We start from the raw sequence: 18,415 nt of genomic DNA on the forward strand, positions 1-18,415 counted from the left end.
CAGTCGTACGCTCCGACCGCTCCCCCGCCACCTCGACCCGCTCACCCGACCTCTTCGCCTCCGCGAGAGCCCTCCGCCCCTCGTCCTGCCCCGCGGTCGCCTCGTCGGCGACCGCCCGTGCGAAGGGCTCCGCGCCCACCGCCGGCAGCGCGCTCATCGCCACCGCGGCTGCCACGGCCGGGACGAGCCAACGGCGTCGTCTGCTCTCCGCGCCACGATCTCGGCGCCCCCACCTCATCCTCACGACCCACCCCATCGCTCGTCCTGAACATGCCATGCAGGGGCAAGCTATGAGTCGGATGATCAAGAATGAAGACCTTGTGGCGACATTGTGATCGAGACCCCACGAGAGACCACACAAATCGTTCACATTGACGCGTGCATGCCCGTATTGAACACGGGCCGCGGCTCAGGACGCCGGGTGCGGCTCCAGGAATTCCAGCCGGTTGCCGAACGGGTCGCGTGTGTAGAAGCGGTCGTGCCCGGGGAATTCGCCGTCCCATGTCACCTCGTGGCCGCACTCCTCCAGACGCGCGGCAAGGCTCCCGAGGGAGCGGACCAGGATCCCCGGGTGGGCCTTGCGGGCAGGCGCGAAGTCCCGTTCGACACCGAGGTGAACCTCGAGGTCGCCGCCGCGGAACCAGCATCCGCCTCGGGCGGCGAGCACCGGCGGCTTCCGCAGCTCGGTCATGCCGAGCACGTCCCCCCAGAAGCGGCGGCACCGGTCCTCCCCTCCGGGCGGGACGGCCAGTTGGACGTGGTGCAGTCCGCCGAAGTGGTGGCCCGCGGTGACATCAACGCTCATCGACTCTTCCCCCATGTGTTCGGCTGCGTACGTGGGCACATGCTCGCACGGCGCCGGGAGGCCGCACCGGCTGTTGCCGAGGAAGATCCTCTTCCTGCTGGCCCCGCAGAAAGAGGGGGGATACCCCCACTGACGCCGCGTCCGGCAGGCCGTAGTTTCTGTGCCATGGAAGCCCGCGACCCCGAGCTCAAGAAGGAGCTCGACGCCACCCTCCACGCCCGCCGCGACCTGGGCGAGGAGTACGAGTCCGCACTCGTCGAGTCGTTCCTGGCGAAGGTCGAGGAACGGCTCGACACCACCGTCGACCGCCGGGTCAGGCGCCGGCTCGCCGAACAGCAGATGACGGTCGCCCGCGGCCCCCGCCCGCAGCAGTCCGGGGACACCTTCGGCGAGCGCTTCGGCTTCGGCATCATCACGATGATCCTGGCGATCCCGCTCTCCGCGATCGGCGTGGCCAACGCCGGCCTGCCGGGCCTGATCGTGACCTGGCTCGGGATCGTCGGTGTGAACGTGGCCCACGTCGCGCATGCCTGGCCCTGGCAGCGCAAGACCCGATCCGCCGGTTCCGAGTGGGACGAGTGACGGAGGCCGGCTCCCCGTGATTCCGCCGCCCCGCGAGAGCGGGTGCAACGCGGTTCAGGCGTGACGGGGTCAAGGCGGGAGCGGTCAAGGCGGGACGTGGTTCGGGCGCAGAAGTGGTACGCGGGGACCGCCGCACCCCCGGCCAAGGGCCGGGGGCCGGGACGACAGCGGTCCCCGCGAGCGACACGGGCCGGGTCAGGACCGGTTGTCCGCGTCCGGGGCGTCCTGGAGGTCCGGGAGCCGCTCCGGAAGTCCTCATGACGCCGCCGCTGATGCCGGCCGGGTTACCTGCCCGGTCCCCCCGCCGACATCAACCACTGTGCCGGACGCGTGTTAAGCGGGTGCTGCGCGTACATGACGCGCTCGTGCCGATTGCACGAAACGGCGTCCGAGACGGACTACTTGCTGCCCTTGGCAAGGAACGCCAGCAGGTCCTGACGGCTCACCACACCCGTCGGCTTGCCTTCGACCAGCACGATCGCCGCGTCCGCGCCGCCGAGCACCGACATCAGGTCGCCGACCGGCTCGCCGGAGCCGACCTGCGGCAGCGGCGCGGACATGTGCTTCTCCAGCGGGTCGCCCAGGGACGCGCTCTGTGTGAACAGCGCGTCGAGCAGCTCGCGTTCGACGACGGAGCCGATGACCTCCGCGGCCATCACGTCCGGGTGGCCGGCGCCCGGCTTCACGATGGGCATCTGGGAGACGCCGTACTCCCGGAGCACCTCGATGGCCTGACCGACCGTCTCCTCCGGGTGCATGTGCACCAGGCTCGGGATGCCGCCGGCCTCCTTGTCGCGGAGCACGTCGCCGACGCACGCGGCACCCTCGCCCGCCAGGAAGCCGTAGTCGGCCATCCACTCGTCGTTGAAGATCTTGCTCAGGTACCCGCGGCCGCTGTCCGGCAGCAGCACGACCACGATGTCGTCGGGTCCCAGCCGCTCCGCGACGCGCAGGGCCGCGACGACGGCCATGCCGCAGGAGCCGCCGACCAGCAGGCCCTCCTCCTTGGCGAGGCGGCGCGTCATCTGGAAGGAGTCCTTGTCGGAAACGGCGACGATCTCGTCCGTCACGGTCCGGTCGTAGGCGGAGGGCCAGAAGTCCTCACCGACGCCCTCGACGAGGTACGGGCGGCCGGAACCGCCCGAGTACACGGAGCCCTCGGGGTCCGCGCCGATGATCTTGACCTTGCCGTCGCTGACTTCCTTCAGATAGCGACCGGTGCCGGAGATCGTGCCGCCGGTGCCGACGCCCGCGACGAAGTGCGTGATCCGCCCGTCCGTCTGCTCCCACAGCTCCGGCCCGGTGGTCTCGTAGTGCGAGCGCGGGTTGTTGGGGTTGGAGTACTGGTCCGGCTTCCACGCGCCCGGCGTCTCGCGCACCAGGCGGTCGGAGACGTTGTAGTACGAGTCCGGGTGCTCGGGGTCGACGGCCGTGGGGCACACGACGACCTCGGCGCCGTACGCGCGCAGCACATTGATCTTGTCCGTGGACACCTTGTCCGGGCAGACGAAGATGCACTTGTAGCCCTTCTGCTGGGCCACGATCGCAAGTCCTACGCCGGTGTTGCCACTCGTCGGCTCGACGATGGTGCCGCCGGGCTGCAGGGCGCCGCTCTCCTCCGCCGCCTCGATCATCCGCAGGGCGATCCGGTCCTTGACCGACCCGCCCGGGTTGAAGTACTCCACCTTGGCGAGGACGGTCGCAGAAACGCCTGCGGTCACGCTGTTCAGCTTCACCAGCGGGGTGTCGCCGACAAGACTGATCATCGAGTTGTGGATACGCACAATGTTCTCCGGGGTCTCCGTGATGGTGCGCCCAGCGTAAGCGGCCGAACGTGGGATTGGACGACGGTCGCTACGGGGCAGTTAGGTCATGTACGGCAACAAGGCCTGCGAGGGCTGCGGCCGCGGCGGCTGCGGCCCCGCGGGCTGCGAGGAGGTGGCTCGGACTGTGTCGAGGGCGAGGGTGGCGCGGCGTATCGCGGCAGGCGCGGCGTACGGCGGAGGCAGCATCGGGCTGCTGGGAGCGGCGGCTGTCGGTCTGGTCCTGGCGGAGGTCCAACTGGCCAAACGCACCGTCGGCGGGGGCAGGGCCCCCATCCCGCCACGGGGCGACGGGCTCTACGGGCTGGCCTTCGGCCGTGACAACCCCCTGCACCTCGGCGTCCTGGGCGACTCCACCGCGGCCGGCCAAGGCGTGCGCCGGGCGGGCCAGACACCCGGAGCTCTGCTCGCCTCCGGCCTGGCCGCGGTGGCGGAGCGGCCGGTCGAGGTCCGCAACGTCGCACTCCCGGGGGCGCAGTCGGACGACCTGGAGCGACAGGTGACGCAGCTGCTCGCCGACCGTACGCGCACGCCGGACGTCTGCGTGATCATGATCGGCGCGAACGACGTCACCCACCGGATGCCGCCCACACAGTCCGTGCGCTACCTCGCCTCCGCGGTGCGCAGGCTGCGCACGGCGGGAGCCGAGGTGGTCGTCGGCACCTGCCCGGACCTCGGGACGATCGAGCCGGTCTACCAGCCGCTGCGCTGGCTGGCGCGCCGGGTGAGCCGCCAGCTCGCGGCGGCGCAGACGATCGTGGCCGTGGAACAGGGCGGGCGCACGGTCTCGCTCGGCGACCTGCTCGGTCCCGAGTTCGCGGCGAACCCGCGCGAGATGTTCGGGGTGGACAACTACCACCCGTCGGCGGAGGGCTACGCGACGGCGGTGATGGCCATGCTGCCGACGCTGTGCGCGGTGCTGGGCCTGTGGCCGGAGAGCGATGCCCTGGACCCGGACCGGGACGAAGACATGCTGCCGGTCGCCCGGGCCGCGGCGACGGCCGCGTCGGAGGCGGGCACGGAGGTCACGGGCGCACGCGCACCGTGGGCGCTCCTCAAGCACCGCCGGCGCCGGCGCCTCCCCGCCCCGGAGGCCACGCCTCCGTCCGTGCCGGACACCGAGCCTGCGGAGGGGCGCAGGGCGAGCGGCTGAGGCGGGGGCCCGGGTCCGGGGGCTCTGCCACCGGGCCCGGCTCAGCGGGCGGTACGGGCGCCGGGCGGTACCCGGTTTCGGGCAAGGGCGGCGTGGGGAGGAGCACCACCCACAGGGGCATAAGCAAGCGACCGCTTAGAAAAGAGGCCCGCATCACACCATCCGCACAGTGACCCACGCGGTACGTACCGGTAACTTCCCAACCAGCCCTTCCGTCTTCCCCTCATGGAGCCGTGATGCCCGAAGCCGTGATCGTCTCTGCCGCCCGTTCCCCGATCGGCCGGGCCTTCAAGGGCTCGCTCAAGGAGGTCCGTCCCGACGACCTGACCGCCGAGATCATCAAGGCCGCGCTCGCCAAGGTGCCCGAGCTCGACCCGCGTGACATCGACGACCTGATGCTCGGCTGCGGCCTCCCCGGCGGCGAACAGGGCAACAACCTGGGCCGCATCGTGGCCGTCCAGATGGGGATGGACCACCTCCCCGGATGTACCGTCACCCGCTACTGCTCCTCGTCGCTGCAGACCTCCCGCATGGCCATGCACGCCATCAAGGCCGGCGAGGGCGACGTCTTCATCTCGGCGGGCGTCGAGCTGGTGTCCCGCTTCGTGAAGGGCAACTCCGACAGCCTGCCGGACACGCACAACCCCTTCTTCGCCGAGGCCGAGGCCCGCACCGCCGCCGTCGCCGAGTCCGAGGGTTCCACCTGGCACGACCCGCGCGAGGACGGCCTGGTCCCGGACGCCTACATCGCGATGGGCCAGACCGCGGAGAACCTCGCCCGCCTCAAGGGCGTCACGCGCCAGGACATGGACGAGTTCGCCGTGCGTTCGCAGAACCTCGCGGAGGAGGCCATCAAGAACGGCTTCTGGGCGCGCGAGATCACTCCGGTCACCACCCCGGACGGCACGGTCGTCAGCACGGACGACGGTCCGCGCGCCGGTGTGACCCTCGAGGGCGTGCAGGGCCTGAAGCCGGTCTTCCGCCCCGACGGCCTGGTCACGGCCGGCAACTGCTGCCCGCTCAACGACGGTGCCGCCGCGCTCGTGATCATGAGCGACACCAAGGCCCGCGAGCTCGGCATGACGCCGCTGGCCCGGATCGTCTCCACCGGTGTCTCCGGCCTCTCCCCCGAGATCATGGGCCTCGGCCCGGTCGAGGCGTCCAAGCAGGCGCTCAAGCGGGCCGGGCTGACCACGTCCGACATCGACCTCGTCGAGATCAACGAGGCCTTCGCCGCACAGGTGATCCCGTCCTACCGCGACCTCGGCTTCGACCTGGACAAGGTCAACGTCAACGGCGGCGCGATCGCGGTCGGTCACCCCTTCGGCATGACGGGCGCGCGCATCACCGGCACGCTGATCAACAGCCTCCAGTTCCACGACAAGCAGTTCGGTCTCGAGACGATGTGCGTGGGCGGCGGCCAGGGTATGGCGATGGTGATCGAGCGGCTCAGCTGAGCTGGAGCGGAGGGTAGGGGTCGCCTGAGGAACCAAGGCGGCACCTGCCCGCAGCGGTAGCGAAGCCGAGCGCGACCACAGGACTGAGCGCGACCACCAGGATCGAGCGGCTCGGCTGAGCCGCGCAGGAGCGGCCGGCACAGGCGTGTGGGCCCGCTCCGGATCTCAGTTCGTGACTGAATCTCCCCCAGGATGTGACCTATCTCCTGGGGGAGAACCCTTTTTGCAGGTCACGGCGGCTCCACTGCCGAACATGAGGCCCAAAGTCCTGTCCATTTCGTGACGTAATGCACTGACAGGAGGCGCGGGTCCATCGCAAGCTGATGTAGAAGTCGGGGGGATCCGATTGAAACCGGGAGTAAGTCAGTGAGCGCCATGTCTCTTGCCCTGCTGCTGACCACGGCCGCCGCCACGGCCGTGGGCGCCGCTGCCCTGCACGCCGCCCACGGGCTCCGTAAGCAGGTCACGGCCCTGCGCAGCGAGCTCGCCACGGCGTCCGGGCTCGCCGCCCGTACCGCGTCCGTGCCCCATGCCCGCAGCGGTGACGCCGCCGAGATACGCGCGGCCGTCGCCGAGGCGCTCGCCGAGGAGCGCGAGCGGGAGCTGGCCGAGGCGCGCGCCTTCTGGGCCGCGCAGGAAGCCCGCGACGCGGCCGACGCCTCCGCCCGTTTCTCCGGCGACGGCGCCGGTTCCGTGCTGGGCGGGCTGTCCGGCGTCGGCGAGGAGATCCCGCCGTTCTACGTCCCGCGCCAGGCCGACTTCGTGGGCCTCGAGTCGATGGATCTGGACGCGGTGGAGGGTCTCGACGACATGGCGGACCTGCCCGAGGTGACCGAGTTCGCCGAGGACTCCCCCGAGCTGGCCGCGGCCCGCCGCCGCCACCCCTCCCACCCCGACTTCGTGCCGGTCCAGACGCCGGTCGTCACCGACCATGAGCGCACGGTGGCCAAGCTCGAGGAACTGGCCGACACCGCCACCGAGCTGGCGGACGTACGTCCCGGCCCGCTGGGCACGCTGGACGTCTACGTCTTCACCGACGGCACCACACTGTGCATGACCCCGGGCCACCGGGAGACCGCCGAGCGCCTCGCGGACGCGCTGCGCGCGGGCAACGCGCCGGTACTGCTGGGCGGATCCGGGGTGTCCGGTGCGTACGCCCTGACGTTCTCCTGCGGCCAGGAGAGTGTGTACATCCTCGCGGACCGCGTGATCGCCTCCCACTGAGCCCGGACGGGGCCCGCGCCCGGACGGCCCGCGCCTCCCACGGGCGCGGACGGACCGCGATCCGGGCCCCGCGCACGTGCGGCCGGCTCTAGAGGCCCGACCGCACGCTCGCCGCGCGGACCAGCGCCACCGCCTCGTCGAGCTCGCGTGACCGCGCCGGCTCCGCCGATCGAAGCGCTTCGGCCAAATCGTGCGCCGCCACCATCAGTTGGTCCGCGGCCGCGAACACCCCCGCGTCCGGCATGACCCTCGGCTCGCCCGCCGGCTCCTCGATCTGCTGTGCCATGGCCGCCAGTTCCCTGGCCAGGGCCAGTCCCTCCGCAGCGGCGCCCTGCTGCAGCCGGCTCTGCGGCGCGGCCCGCAGACGGTCCGCAAAGCGGTCCGCCACGGCGGTCAGTTCGGTCGTATCAAGCACGCCGCGACCCTACGCGCCCTCCCGGGACTGTTGCCAATACGCGCACGCTCAGGCACGGTGGCGTGAAGAGCGAAACGCGCAATGCGTCCGGAGGCGCCGATGTCCCAAGTCTTCTCCGAAGAGACCCACCGAAATCTGCTCTCCCGAATCCCCGAGTGCACCGGTCGTGAGATCTCCGACTGGCTCCGCACCGTCGACGAAGGGCCGTCTCTCTTCCGCTTCGAGGAGAAGGTCAGCTGGCTCCGCGGCGAACACAACCTCGCGTACGGCCATGCGAAAGCGATCATCCACGAGTACGACCTGAGGCGCGCCGCGCGCAAGCTTCTCTAGACGCTTCAGGTGCCGCACACGACGGAAGGGCCCGCAGGCAGTGCCTGCGGGCCCTTCGTGCGGTCGGTCGGCCCGACCGCCGCGGCCGACTAGTCGTCGCCGCTGAAGATCGCCACCAGACGCAGCATCTCCAGGTAGATCCACACCAGCGTCACCGTGAGGCCGAAGGCCGCCAGCCACGACTCCTGGCGGGGCGCGCCGTAGGTGATGCCGTCCTCGATCTCCTTGAAGTTGAGAGTGAGGAAGAAGCAGCCGATCAGGATGGCCAGGATGCCGACGATCGCGCCGATCGGCCCGAAGCTGCGCAGCCCGCCGTCGTCGGCGACGCCGAAGACCACGAGGAGCAGGTTCACCGCCAGGACGGCGATGAAGGCGATCGCGATGGTCATGCCGATACGGGCATAACGCGCGGTGACCCGGATCCAGCGCTGCTTGTACACGAACAGCATGGCGCCGGTGACGGCCATGGTGCCGAGCACCGCCTGGAAGGGCGCGCCGTCCCAGCGGCTGTTGAACATCTCGCTGATCACGCCGAGGAAGATGCCCTCGAAGGCCGCGTAGCTCAGGATCAGCGCCGGGGACGCCTTGCGCTTGAAGGACTGGACGATCGCGAGGACGAAGGCCACGAGGGCCGAGCCGACGGCGATCCCATAGCTGGTGGGCGAGACCGGCAGGACCGTCCACGCGAGGACGGCACCGACGACGACGGTGCCGAGCGTCATGGCGGTACGCGCGACGACGTCGTCCATCGTCATGACGTCCGTGCGGACCTGCGCGGGGGCGCCGTGCTGGGTGTCCGCCGGAGCGTACGGGTTGGTGGCGTACGGGTTGCCGGTGCCCTGTGCGTACGGGTTCGTCGCGACAGCGGGGCCCCCGGCCTGCGGCTGCTGCGCGTTGAAGCCCGCGTAGCCGTTGTCGCGGCTGAACCCCCGTCGCGAGAAGACCGGGTTGCTGCTCCTCATCTCACTCCTCCTTGGCCACCGTGCGCGGCCTAGAAGTCAAGAGTAATGCGCAAGCAAAGGAATCGCCCTAGTGCTCGGGGAGGATCTTTCCGAGATCGTTGCCTCGGCGCGCAGGCGGGCCCGGACGGAAGCTTCCCGGCGTTGCCGGGGCCGGTACCGCACCCGGCCGGGGCGCGCGGGCCGGTCGGGGTCTCGGCCTCCACCTCCAGCTTTGCTCTTTCTTGCGCCTTCCGGGGCAGATTCAAGCAACACATTGCATCCTGAGTGTTGACCCGTGAGCACTCCACCGGCTTGGATGCGCAGCAATCCCCTTCCGCGTACTCCCGGAGCGTGTTCATGAACCACCGGCGAGCGAGACTCTGCGTCTCGGTCCTGGCGACGGTCCTCATGGGGGCGTCGATAACGACCGCAGGCGCCGCCACACCGGCGGACGACGCGTCCGCCGCCGAGAGGCTCGGTGACGTCACCGGCTTCGCGGCGGACGGCGACGACTACACCGTGTCCTCGGGGCAGGCGAAGCTGCGCATCAGCTTCCAGGACGACGGCCTGTTCCGGGTCCACCTGGCGCCCGACGGCCGTTTCACCGACCCCGCCAACGACGACCCTTCGGACCCGAAGGCCCCCGACGCGGACATCGTCGTGAAACGCGACTACAAGGGCGCGGGCTCGACGTATGCCGAGAGCCGCGAGGCTTATGTCATCCGCACCGACGAGGCGACGCTGACCGTCTCCAAGTCCCCGCTCACCCTCAAGCTCGCCGACGAGGACGGCAGGGAACTGTGGCGCGAGAGCGCACCGCTCGCATGGTCCGAGGAGGGGACCGTGCAGTCGCTGGCTCAGGGCGCCAAGGAGCAGTTCTTCGGCGGCGGCATGCAGAACGGCCGGTTCAGCCACCGCGACCAGTCGATCGACATCGACCGGGACTACAACTGGAACGACGGCGGCAACCCCAACGCCGTCCCGTTCTACGTCTCCAGCCAGGGCTACGGCGTGCTGCGCAACACCTTCGCGCCGGGCCGGTACGACTTCCGATCCCCGGTGCGCACCACGCACGACGAGCAGCGGTTCGACGCGTACTACTTCGTCGGCGACGCCAAGCAGGTCATCGCCGACTACACCGAGCTGACCGGCCGTCCCGCCATGATGCCGATGTACGCGCTGGAGGTCGGCGATGCCGACTGCTACCTGCACAACGCCAACCGCGGGGAGCGCAAGACGCTCCGGGACGCCACGAAGGTCGCGGACGGCTATGCGGAGCACGGCATGCCGCTCGGCTGGATGCTCGTCAACGACGGCTACGGCTGCGGCTACGAGGACCTCGCGAAAACCGGCGACATGCTGCACGGGAACGGCGGTGAGCTCGGTCTGTGGACCGAGTCCGACCTGACCGAGCAGGAGTCGGAGGTCGGTGCGGGCGTTCGGGTGCGCAAGACCGACGTCGCCTGGGTGGGCCCCGGCTACCGCTTCGCCCTCGACGCCTGCGAGAAGTCGCAGAGCGGCATCGAGCAGCACAGCGCGGACCGCGCCACCGTGATGACCATCGAGGGCTGGGCGGGCACCCAGCGGTGCGGCGCGATGTGGAGCGGCGACCAGTCCGGCAGCTGGGACTACATCCGCTGGCAGATCCCCACGTACGCCGGCTCCACCATGTCGGGTCAGCACATGACCACGGGCGACATCGACGGCATCTTCGGCGGCAGCGCCGAGACCTACGTGCGTGATCTGCAGTGGAAGATGCTGCTGCCGATGACCTACTCGATGAGCGGCTGGGCGGCGAGCGACAAGCAGCCGTGGCGCTACGGCGAGCCGTACACGGCCATCAACAAGAAGTACATGCTGCTCCACGAGCGGCTGCTGCCGTACTTCTACACCCACAGCGCGAACGCGTCCGCAAACGGCGTCGGCCCGACCCGCCCGCTCTACCTGAACTACCCGAGCGACCCGGCCACGTGGGGTGACAAGGCGAAGTACGAGTTCCTCGCCGGTGACGACTTCCTGGTCGCCCCGGTCTACGAGGACAGCACCGTGCGTGACGGCATCTACCTGCCCGAGGGCCGCTGGGTCGACTACTGGACCGGCCGGGTCTACGAAGGCAAGCAGACCATCGACGGCTACCAGGCCCCGCTGGACACTCTGCCGCTGTTCGTCCGGGCGGGCGCGGTGGTGCCGATGTTCCCGGAGGGCACCACGGACTGGAAGCAGGGCAAGGACGCGGGCCGGCTCGACCTCGACATCTACCCGCAGAGCCGGTCGTCCTTCACCCTCTACGAGGACGACGGCCGCACCCGTGCCCACGCGGACGGTGCCTCGGCGACCCAGAAGATCGACGTGAGCGCTCCTGGGGCACGTCGGTCCGGCACCGTCGACATCACCGTCGGCGCGCTGAAGGGGACGTACGAGGGCAAGCCCACCGAGCGGCGCTACGGCCTGACCGTGCACACCGACGACCGTCCTTCCGGCGTGACGGTGGAGGGGAAGCGCCTGACGAAGGCGGCTTCGGCGGCGCGGCTCGAAGCGGCGGAGTCCGGCTGGTACTACGACGCCGGGACCGGCGTCGTCCACGTGAAGACGGCCGAGGCGCCGACCGCTGCCGCGCTGAAGGTCCGCATCACCGGGGCGGCCTCCGTCGGTGGCAAGCACCCCGAGGACCGGGACGTCCGGCTGGACGCGAGCGCCCCGGCGATCGCCTCGATCGGCGAGCCGCAGCAGGTGACGACATCGTTCACGAACAGCACGGGCAAGCCGGTGAAGGTGACCGGCACGGCGGTCACGGCGCCCGAGGGCTGGACCGTGCAGGCAGACGGGCCCACGACGGCCGAAGAGCTGGAGAGCGGGAAGACCTTCACCGCACGGTTCACCGTGACCGCGCCGAAGGACGCCGAACCCGGCACGTTCGAGCTCAGCGCCTCCTCCTCGTACGCCACCCGGAACGCCGCGTACGCCGTCGGGTCGCGGACCGGCACCACGCTGGCGCACGCCTCGGTCGAGGCGGCCGCCGACAACGTCGGTGTCACCCGGGAGGCCGCGCCGCAGGCGGGCAACCTCGACGGCGGCGGTTCCAGTTTCATCGCCGAGCGGCTGGCGGAGGCGGGTGTCTCGCCGGGCGCCACGGTCTCGGCGAACGGATTCACCTTCACCTGGCCCGACGCCGAGCCGGGCACGCCCGACAACGCGACCGGCAAGGGCCAGAGCATCAAGGTCACCGGAACGGAGAAGGGCAACGCCCTGGCCTTCCTCGGCACGGGCACGAGCGGCACGGCCGACGGCAAGGTGACCGTGCACTACACCGACGGCTCCACCACCGAGGCGACCCTCGGCTTCCCCAACTGGTGCTGCCTGCCGGCGGACAAGTACGGCGCGAAGACCGCCGTCAGCACCAAGGGCAAGAACACGCAGTCCGGGCCGGCCTACCCCACCGTCGACTACCGCCTCTACACGAAGACCGTCCGCATCGACCCGGCGAAGCAGGTGGCCGCGGTCACCCTGCCGAACAACGGCACCGTCCACGTCTTCGCGATGAGCGTCGGGCACGAGGAGATCGCGCCCGCGCCCCTCCCCGACGGGCAGTACGCACTGGCCAACGGCACCGAGTCCGGGCTGCTGCTCGAGGCGCCCGGTGACACGAACGCGGGTGGGCTGAAGGTCGGCGAGCCGTCCGCCTCACCGACGCAGAAGTGGAACGTCACCCGCAACGACGACGGTTCCTACCAACTGAAGAACGCCGGCAGCGGGCTGTGCGCCGATGTGGCGAGCAGCTCCACGACCAGCGGGGCGCAGGTGGTCCAGTACACCTGCACGGGCACGCCGAACCAGAACTGGGTCGTGACCAACGACTCCGGGGCGCTGACGATCAAGGCCAAGCACAGCGGCCTGTCCCTGGCGGCCACGGCCGCGGGGCCGGTGGTCCAGGTCACCGACACGGGTGCGGCCTCACAGCGCTGGCGCGCCAAGGGCGCCTGACAGGAGCTCACAGGCCGAGGGGCCCCTGTCGCCGTTGGGCGGCAGGGGCCCCTCGGCAGCTGCGGCAACCCGGCCGGCACCGGCCTGGGGCGGCCGGGCATATGTGCCCGGAGCCGGACTTGAACCGGCACGCCCCGAGGGGCAGCGAGGTTTAAGCTCGCCGTGTCTGCATTCCACCACCCGGGCGAGGTGTGAGGGCTCCGCGTTGGCACCTGAGCCTATCGGTGTTGATCGCCTCGCCATCGGGACGATGGCCCGATCTTGTCTTATTTTATTGGCGCCTGAGGGTGTGTCAGGCCAGGTAGTGGAGTATTCGTGCCCGCCTGCTACCGCCTGCGGCCCCTGCCTGGGACACCCGGGAATGACGGAAAAGCGCCCTCCGCTCCCCCATGCCGCCCTCGGGGGCGCCGTCATCCCAAAGGAGGAGGGACGTGGCGCCCGGTCCGACCCAAGAGGGCCCCAGGAACGGGCATCGGGACTGACGATCCGCGGCCTTGACGCGGACAGGATGGGAGAGTCGCCCACAGCACTTCCGACAGGAGCTCTCCTCGTGACCACCACCCCCATCGCTCACCGGGCCACCGCAGTGGCGGCCCGCGCCACGGACCTGTCCAAGGTGTACGGACAGGGCGAGACCCAGGTGGTCGCGCTGAACCACGTGAGCGTCGACTTCCGGCAGGCCGAGTTCACCGCGATCATGGGCCCGTCCGGCTCCGGCAAGTCGACGCTGATGCACTGCGTCGCCGGCCTGGACACGTTCAGCTCCGGCTCCGTGCGCCTCGGCGACACGGAACTCGGCAGCCTCAAGGACAAGCAGCTGACGCAGCTCCGCCGCGACAAGATCGGTTTCATCTTCCAGGCCTTCAACCTGCTGCCGACCCTGACCGCCCTGGAGAACATCACCCTCCCCATGGACATCGCCGGCCGCAAGCCCGACAAGGAGTGGCTGCAGCGGGTCATCGACATGGTGGGGCTGCGCGACCGGCTCGGCCACCGGCCGACCCAGCTCTCCGGCGGCCAGCAGCAGCGCGTGGCCGTCGCCCGCGCCCTCGCCTCCCGGCCGGAGATCATCTTCGGTGACGAGCCGACCGGAAACCTGGACTCCCGCTCCGGCGCCGAGGTGCTCGGCTTCCTGCGCAACTCGGTGCGCGAGCTCGGCCAGACCGTGGTCATGGTGACGCACGACCCGGTCGCCGCCTCCTACGCGGACCGGGTCGTCTTCCTCGCGGACGGCGCGATCGTCGACGAGATGCTGAGCCCCACCGCAGATGGCGTCCTCGACCGTATGAAGGCGTTCGACGCCAAGGGCCGTACGAGCTGACGCCACGGGGCCGCCGCCCCGCCCGCCCCGGTTCGAAGTCCGAACGCTTCCGCAGACCGCCTCGGCCCCGCCCGCGGCCCCCGCCCGGCGCCTCGTGCGACCACGTGCGCCGGCGCCCCGCCGCCCCTCAGACCTTCCCTGTACCGCCCGGCCCCGGGCGAGCCCGCACGGCTCGGCCCCGGCGCCCGGCGCCCACTCCCAGGACACCCACATGTTCCGTACCGCCCTGCGCAATGTGCTCGCGCACAAGGCCAGGCTGCTGATGACCGTCCTCGCCGTGATGCTCGGCGTGGCCTTCGTCTCCGGCACGCTGGTCTTCACCGACACCCTCGGCAACGCCTACCGCAAGCAGTCGGCCAAGAGCTACGACAACGTCGCGGTCGCCGTGACGACCTACGCCGACCCCGCCGACGGCGCGAAGGACGCCGGCATCGACGAGAAGACCCTGGAGAAGATCCGGGCCGTCGACGGCGTCGCCGGAGCCACCGGCCGGGTCTCCGGCTTCGCCGGCGTCGCCGACCAGGACGGCAAGCTGATCGGCAACGGCTGGTCCAACACCGGCGCCAACTTCGCCCCCGGCAAGGACGGCAAGGACGTGGCGTACACGTTCACCGACGGCTCGGGACCGCGTGAGGGCGACGAGATCGCCCTCGACAAGGACTCGGCCGCCAAGGGCGAGTACAAGGTCGGCGACACCGTGCGGGTGGCCACCAACGGTCCGGTGAAGGAGTACACCCTCGCCGGTGTCTTCACCACCGAGGACGGCGCGGTCAACGCGGGCGGCAGCCTGGTCCTCTTCGACACCACGGTCGCCCAGAAGCTGTATCTGCAGCCCGGATACTTCAAGGACGTCACGGTCACCGCCGAGTCCGGCACCTCCGACAGCAAGATCCTCGCCGCCGTGAAGCCGCTGCTCCCCAAGGACGCCGAGGCGCAGACCGGCAAGGAGCTGGCGGACGACCAGGCCCGGCAGATCGAGAGCGGTCTGTCGAACATGAACACGATGCTGCTCGCGTTCGCGGCCATCGCCCTCTTCGTCGGCATCTTCCTGATCGCCAACACCTTCACCATGCTGGTCGCCCAGCGCACCAGGGAGCTGGCTCTGCTGCGAGCCGTCGGCGCGTCCCGCCGGCAGGTCAAGCGCTCCGTGATCCTCGAGGCGCTGGTCGTCGGGGCACTCGCGTCGGTGGTCGGATTCCTGCTGGGCCTCGGTCTGGCCACCGGTCTGCGGTCGGCGATGAGCACCTTCGGTGCGAAGGTCCCCGCGGGTCCGCTGGTCGTCTCCCTCACCGCGGTCGCCGCGGCCCTGGGTGTCGGTGTGTTCATCACGGTGCTGGCCGCGTGGCTGCCCGCCCGCCGGGCCGCGAAGATCGCGCCGGTGGCGGCGATGAGCAGCGTGCACGCGGTGGCCACCACCAAGTCCCTGGTGCTGCGGAACACCATCGGCGGCGTGATCACGCTGCTCGGTGCGGCCACGATCGTCGCAGGTGCGGCGGCCGGCTCGGACGGCCGGATGATCATCGGCGGCGGCGCGTTCCTGGCGCTGGTCGGCATCATCATCCTGATTCCGCTGCTGTCCCGCCCGGTGATCGCACTGGTCCGGCCGCTGCTGCAGGGCGTCTTCGGGGTGTCGGGCAAGCTCGCCGGGCAGAACGCGGTGCGCAATCCGCGCCGGACGGGTGCCACCGCCTCCGCGCTGGCGATCGGGCTCACCCTGGTCACCGGGATCTCGGTGCTCGGCGCCACGATGGGCCGGGCCGTGGACCAGATGACCACGGACAACATCAGGGCCGACTACATGGTCTCGATGGCCGGCGGCGGCGCGCTGGACAAGTCGGCGCTCGACGCGATCGAGAAGGCGAAGGGCATCAGCGCCGTCTCGCCGCAGCAGGCCTCCTCGATGGAGATCAAGGGGGAGTGGCACTCGGCGTCGGCGGTCACCCCGGGCGACGTGGAGCAGGTCTTCGACCTGAAGACGGTCTCCGGCTCGCTCGCCACGCTCGGCAAGGGGCAGATCGCCGTCGACGACAAGACCGCCAAGTCGAACGGCTGGAAGACGGGTGACACCCTGCCCGCCGAGTTCGGCGAGGAGGGCAAGAAGAAGACCAGGAACCTGACGGTCGGTGCTGTCTACAAGGGCAACGAGTTCCTCTCCCCGATCCTGGTCTCCACCGACGTCGTCGCCCCCTTCGAACCGAAGCCGTACATCCCCGAGGTCTGGGTGAAGATGGACGGCGGCGCGACGGAGGCGAACGAGCAGGCGCTGATCGATGCGCTGGGCGACAACCCGGCGATGAGCGTGATGGACCAGCAGGACATCCGGAACATGTTCGGCGGCTTCATCAACACCGCGCTGAACATCATGTACGGGCTGCTGGCGATGGCTCTGATCATCGCGGTGCTCGGCGTCATCAACACCCTGGCGATGTCCGTCTTCGAGCGTCAGCAGGAGATCGGCATGCTGCGGGCGATCGGTCTGGACCGCGGCAAGGTGAAGCGGATGATCCGTCTGGAGGCCGTGGTGATCTCGGTCTTCGGCGCGGTGGTCGGCATCGGGCTCGGCTCCTTCCTCGCCTGGGCGATCGGCGAGACGATCCGCAAGGAGATCCCCGGCTATGTGCTCGTCATGCCGTGGGACCGGATCGGGATCTTCCTGCTGCTGGCCGGTGTCGTCGGTGTGCTGGCCGCGATGTGGCCGGCGCGGAGCGCGGCGAAGCTCAACATGCTGACGGCGATCAAGACGGAGTAGCGGCTCCTCGAGGGAAGGCCCGGTGGCCGTGTGCTGTGCACACGGCCACCGGCCTTTTTGTCGCCCGTCCCTCAGCGCCAGTCCCTCAGCGCCAGTCGCGGTTGCGCAGCGGCACTCCGGAGTTGCCGCTCTCCGGGGTCCTCACCGCGAGGATCTGGTTGACACCGATCCTGTTGCGCTCGAACGAGACGGCCGACGCCGCCATGTAGAGCCGCCACACCCGGGCGCGGCCGGCCGATGCGCACCGCGCCGCCTGCGGCCACGCTCTCTCGAGATTGTCGACCCAGGCACGCAGGGTGCGGGCGTAGTGCTCGCGGATGGCGTGGACGTCGCGGACCTCGAAGCCCGCCTGCTCCAGGGTCGCGACGGTACGCCCGACGGGCGCCAGTTCGCCGTCGGGGAAGACGTACCGATCGATGAACTCGTCGACGCGGTAGGCGGATTCGTCCTTCTCGGGGCGGCGGGCGATCTGGTGGTTGAGCAGCCGGCCGCCGGGCCGGAGGAGGGAGAACAGCTGGTCGGCGTACTCGCGGTAGCGGACCCGCCCGACGTGCTCGGCCATACCGATGGACGAAATGGCGTCGTACGGGCCGTCCTTGACATCCCGGTAGTCCTGGACGCGGATCTCGACCCGGTCGGTGAGGCCCTCGTCCGCGATGCGCTTGCGGGCGTACGCGGCCTGCTCGCGGGAGAGAGTCACGCCGGTGACCTGGGCGCCGTACTCACGAGCGGCGTGGATGGCCATGGAGCCCCAGCCGCAGCCCACGTCGAGGAGCCGGTCGCCCTCCTTCAGCTCGAGCTTGCGGCAGATCAGGTCCAGTTTGTCGCGCTGCGCGCCCTCGAGGGTGCCCGCCTCGTCCCAGTAGGCGCACGAGTAGACCATGGACGGGCCGAGCACCAGTTCGTAGAAGTCGTTGCCGACGTCGTAGTGGTGGCTGATGGCCTCCTTGTCGCGCCGCCTGGTGTGCAGCGGGCCGGTGCGGCGCCGTAGCTCTTCCACGGGCGGGGGCGGGGGCGGCAGCGGTCCGCCGAGCTTCAGCAGTCCGCGGGCAGCGGCCCGCAGCCTCGGGTCGAGCGCGGGGTGGGCAGCACTCTTCCGGTCGGAGCCGCGCTCCCAGACCAGGCCGGCGAGCAGGCCCAGGGCCTCGTACAGATCGCCGTCGATGTCGATCTCCCCGGCGACCCAGGCCCGCGCGAGCCCCAGCTCGCCCGGACGCCACAACAGGCGCCGCAGGGCGCGCCGGTGGCGTACGACGAGGGTGGGCGCGCCCGGCGGCCCGGATTCGCTGCCGTCCCAGGCGCGGATGCGTACGGGGAGCGGGTCTCCCAGCAGTTCCTCGGCAAGAGTGGTCAGCCGCAACGCGGCATCGGCCATGGCGCACACCTCCGTGACGGTGGTTCCCACGAACGCCCGGCGACCCCGGAGACGGGGTGCCCGGTGCACTTCCCTCAACAATGCGAGCACCGTGTGTGCTTCCCCGCACTGCACAACGCACAGGCAAAATGGCCGGAGATGACACCTGGTCGGAGGCAGCCACCGGCCGGCGGGGCGCCCGCGGAGCGCGGGAACGCGGGAACGCGGGAACGCGGGAACGCGGGAACGCGGGAACGCGGGAACGCGGGAACGCGGGAAC

13 protein-coding genes and 1 tRNA gene are annotated in these 18,415 nt (G+C 70.4%); 8 read left to right on the forward strand and 6 right to left on the reverse strand.

Annotated elements, in window-relative coordinates; genetic code table 11:
* Window positions 1-409: 409 nt before the first annotated feature.
* Window positions 410-805, reverse strand: coding sequence for a glyoxalase (locus tag ABZ070_RS25080; RefSeq protein ID WP_356637542.1), 396 nt, complete (start codon window positions 803-805; stop codon window positions 410-412).
* A gap of 165 nt (window positions 806-970) precedes the next feature.
* Here ABZ070_RS25080 and ABZ070_RS25085 point away from each other — a divergent pair, with 165 nt between their 5' ends.
* Entirely contained in the window at window positions 971-1,387 is a 417-nt protein-coding gene (locus ABZ070_RS25085) for a hypothetical protein (RefSeq protein ID WP_356637544.1), read from the forward strand.
* A gap of 398 nt (window positions 1,388-1,785) precedes the next feature.
* Here the strand turns inward: ABZ070_RS25085 and ABZ070_RS25090 are convergent, their stop codons facing one another.
* The gene (locus ABZ070_RS25090) at window positions 1,786-3,171 is read right to left on the reverse strand and encodes a cystathionine beta-synthase (protein WP_356637546.1); all 1,386 of its coding nucleotides are present in this window, start codon (window positions 3,169-3,171) and stop codon (window positions 1,786-1,788) included.
* A gap of 181 nt (window positions 3,172-3,352) precedes the next feature.
* On the opposite strand from ABZ070_RS25090, the gene ABZ070_RS25095 reads away from it, so the two are divergent.
* From ABZ070_RS25095 to ABZ070_RS25105, 3 genes are all read left to right on the forward strand, one after another.
* Window positions 3,353-4,363: an SGNH/GDSL hydrolase family protein gene (locus tag ABZ070_RS25095; RefSeq protein WP_356637564.1), complete on the forward strand. Its 1,011-nt coding sequence runs from the start codon at window positions 3,353-3,355 to the stop codon at window positions 4,361-4,363.
* A gap of 236 nt (window positions 4,364-4,599) precedes the next feature.
* A complete protein-coding gene (locus ABZ070_RS25100) occupies window positions 4,600-5,820 on the forward strand; it encodes an acetyl-CoA C-acetyltransferase (protein WP_356637548.1) in 1,221 nt (406 codons plus the stop codon).
* Between the two features lie 375 nt (window positions 5,821-6,195).
* The gene (locus tag ABZ070_RS25105; protein ID WP_356637566.1) at window positions 6,196-7,044 is read left to right on the forward strand and encodes a hypothetical protein; all 849 of its coding nucleotides are present in this window, start codon (window positions 6,196-6,198) and stop codon (window positions 7,042-7,044) included.
* Between the two features lie 88 nt (window positions 7,045-7,132).
* Here the strand turns inward: ABZ070_RS25105 and ABZ070_RS25110 are convergent, their stop codons facing one another.
* Window positions 7,133-7,459, reverse strand: coding sequence for a hypothetical protein (locus ABZ070_RS25110; protein WP_356637550.1), 327 nt, complete (start codon window positions 7,457-7,459; stop codon window positions 7,133-7,135).
* Between the two features lie 99 nt (window positions 7,460-7,558).
* Here ABZ070_RS25110 and ABZ070_RS25115 point away from each other — a divergent pair, with 99 nt between their 5' ends.
* The gene (locus ABZ070_RS25115) at window positions 7,559-7,789 is read left to right on the forward strand and encodes a DUF4287 domain-containing protein (protein WP_356637552.1); all 231 of its coding nucleotides are present in this window, start codon (window positions 7,559-7,561) and stop codon (window positions 7,787-7,789) included.
* Window positions 7,790-7,878: 89 nt separating this feature from the next.
* Here ABZ070_RS25115 and ABZ070_RS25120 read toward each other — a convergent pair whose 3' ends face one another.
* On the reverse strand, window positions 7,879-8,751 hold the full coding sequence (locus tag ABZ070_RS25120) for a Bax inhibitor-1/YccA family protein (protein ID WP_356637554.1): 873 nt from the start codon (window positions 8,749-8,751) through the stop codon (window positions 7,879-7,881).
* A 336-nt stretch (window positions 8,752-9,087) separates the two neighbouring features.
* Between ABZ070_RS25120 and ABZ070_RS25125 the strand changes: the two genes are divergently transcribed.
* Window positions 9,088-12,711, forward strand: a complete 3,624-nt coding sequence (locus tag ABZ070_RS25125) for an RICIN domain-containing protein (protein ID WP_356637556.1) — start codon at window positions 9,088-9,090, stop codon at window positions 12,709-12,711.
* Window positions 12,712-12,815: 104 nt separating this feature from the next.
* Here the strand turns inward: ABZ070_RS25125 and ABZ070_RS25130 are convergent.
* A tRNA-Leu gene (locus tag ABZ070_RS25130) sits at window positions 12,816-12,897 on the reverse strand.
* A gap of 364 nt (window positions 12,898-13,261) precedes the next feature.
* On the opposite strand from ABZ070_RS25130, the gene ABZ070_RS25135 reads away from it, so the two are divergent.
* The gene (locus ABZ070_RS25135; protein WP_356637558.1) at window positions 13,262-14,032 is read left to right on the forward strand and encodes an ABC transporter ATP-binding protein; all 771 of its coding nucleotides are present in this window, start codon (window positions 13,262-13,264) and stop codon (window positions 14,030-14,032) included.
* 211 nt (window positions 14,033-14,243) lie between these two features.
* Window positions 14,244-16,781: an FtsX-like permease family protein gene (locus ABZ070_RS25140; RefSeq protein ID WP_356637560.1), complete on the forward strand. Its 2,538-nt coding sequence runs from the start codon at window positions 14,244-14,246 to the stop codon at window positions 16,779-16,781.
* Window positions 16,782-16,866: 85 nt separating this feature from the next.
* Here the strand turns inward: ABZ070_RS25140 and ABZ070_RS25145 are convergent, their stop codons facing one another.
* Window positions 16,867-18,156, reverse strand: coding sequence for a cyclopropane-fatty-acyl-phospholipid synthase family protein (locus ABZ070_RS25145; RefSeq protein ID WP_356637562.1), 1,290 nt, complete (start codon window positions 18,154-18,156; stop codon window positions 16,867-16,869).
* Between the last annotated feature and the right edge of the window lie 259 nt (window positions 18,157-18,415).

The sequence above is a fragment of the Streptomyces sp. NPDC006283 genome, from assembly GCF_040613325.1.
GTDB lineage: Bacteria > Actinomycetota > Actinomycetes > Streptomycetales > Streptomycetaceae > Streptomyces.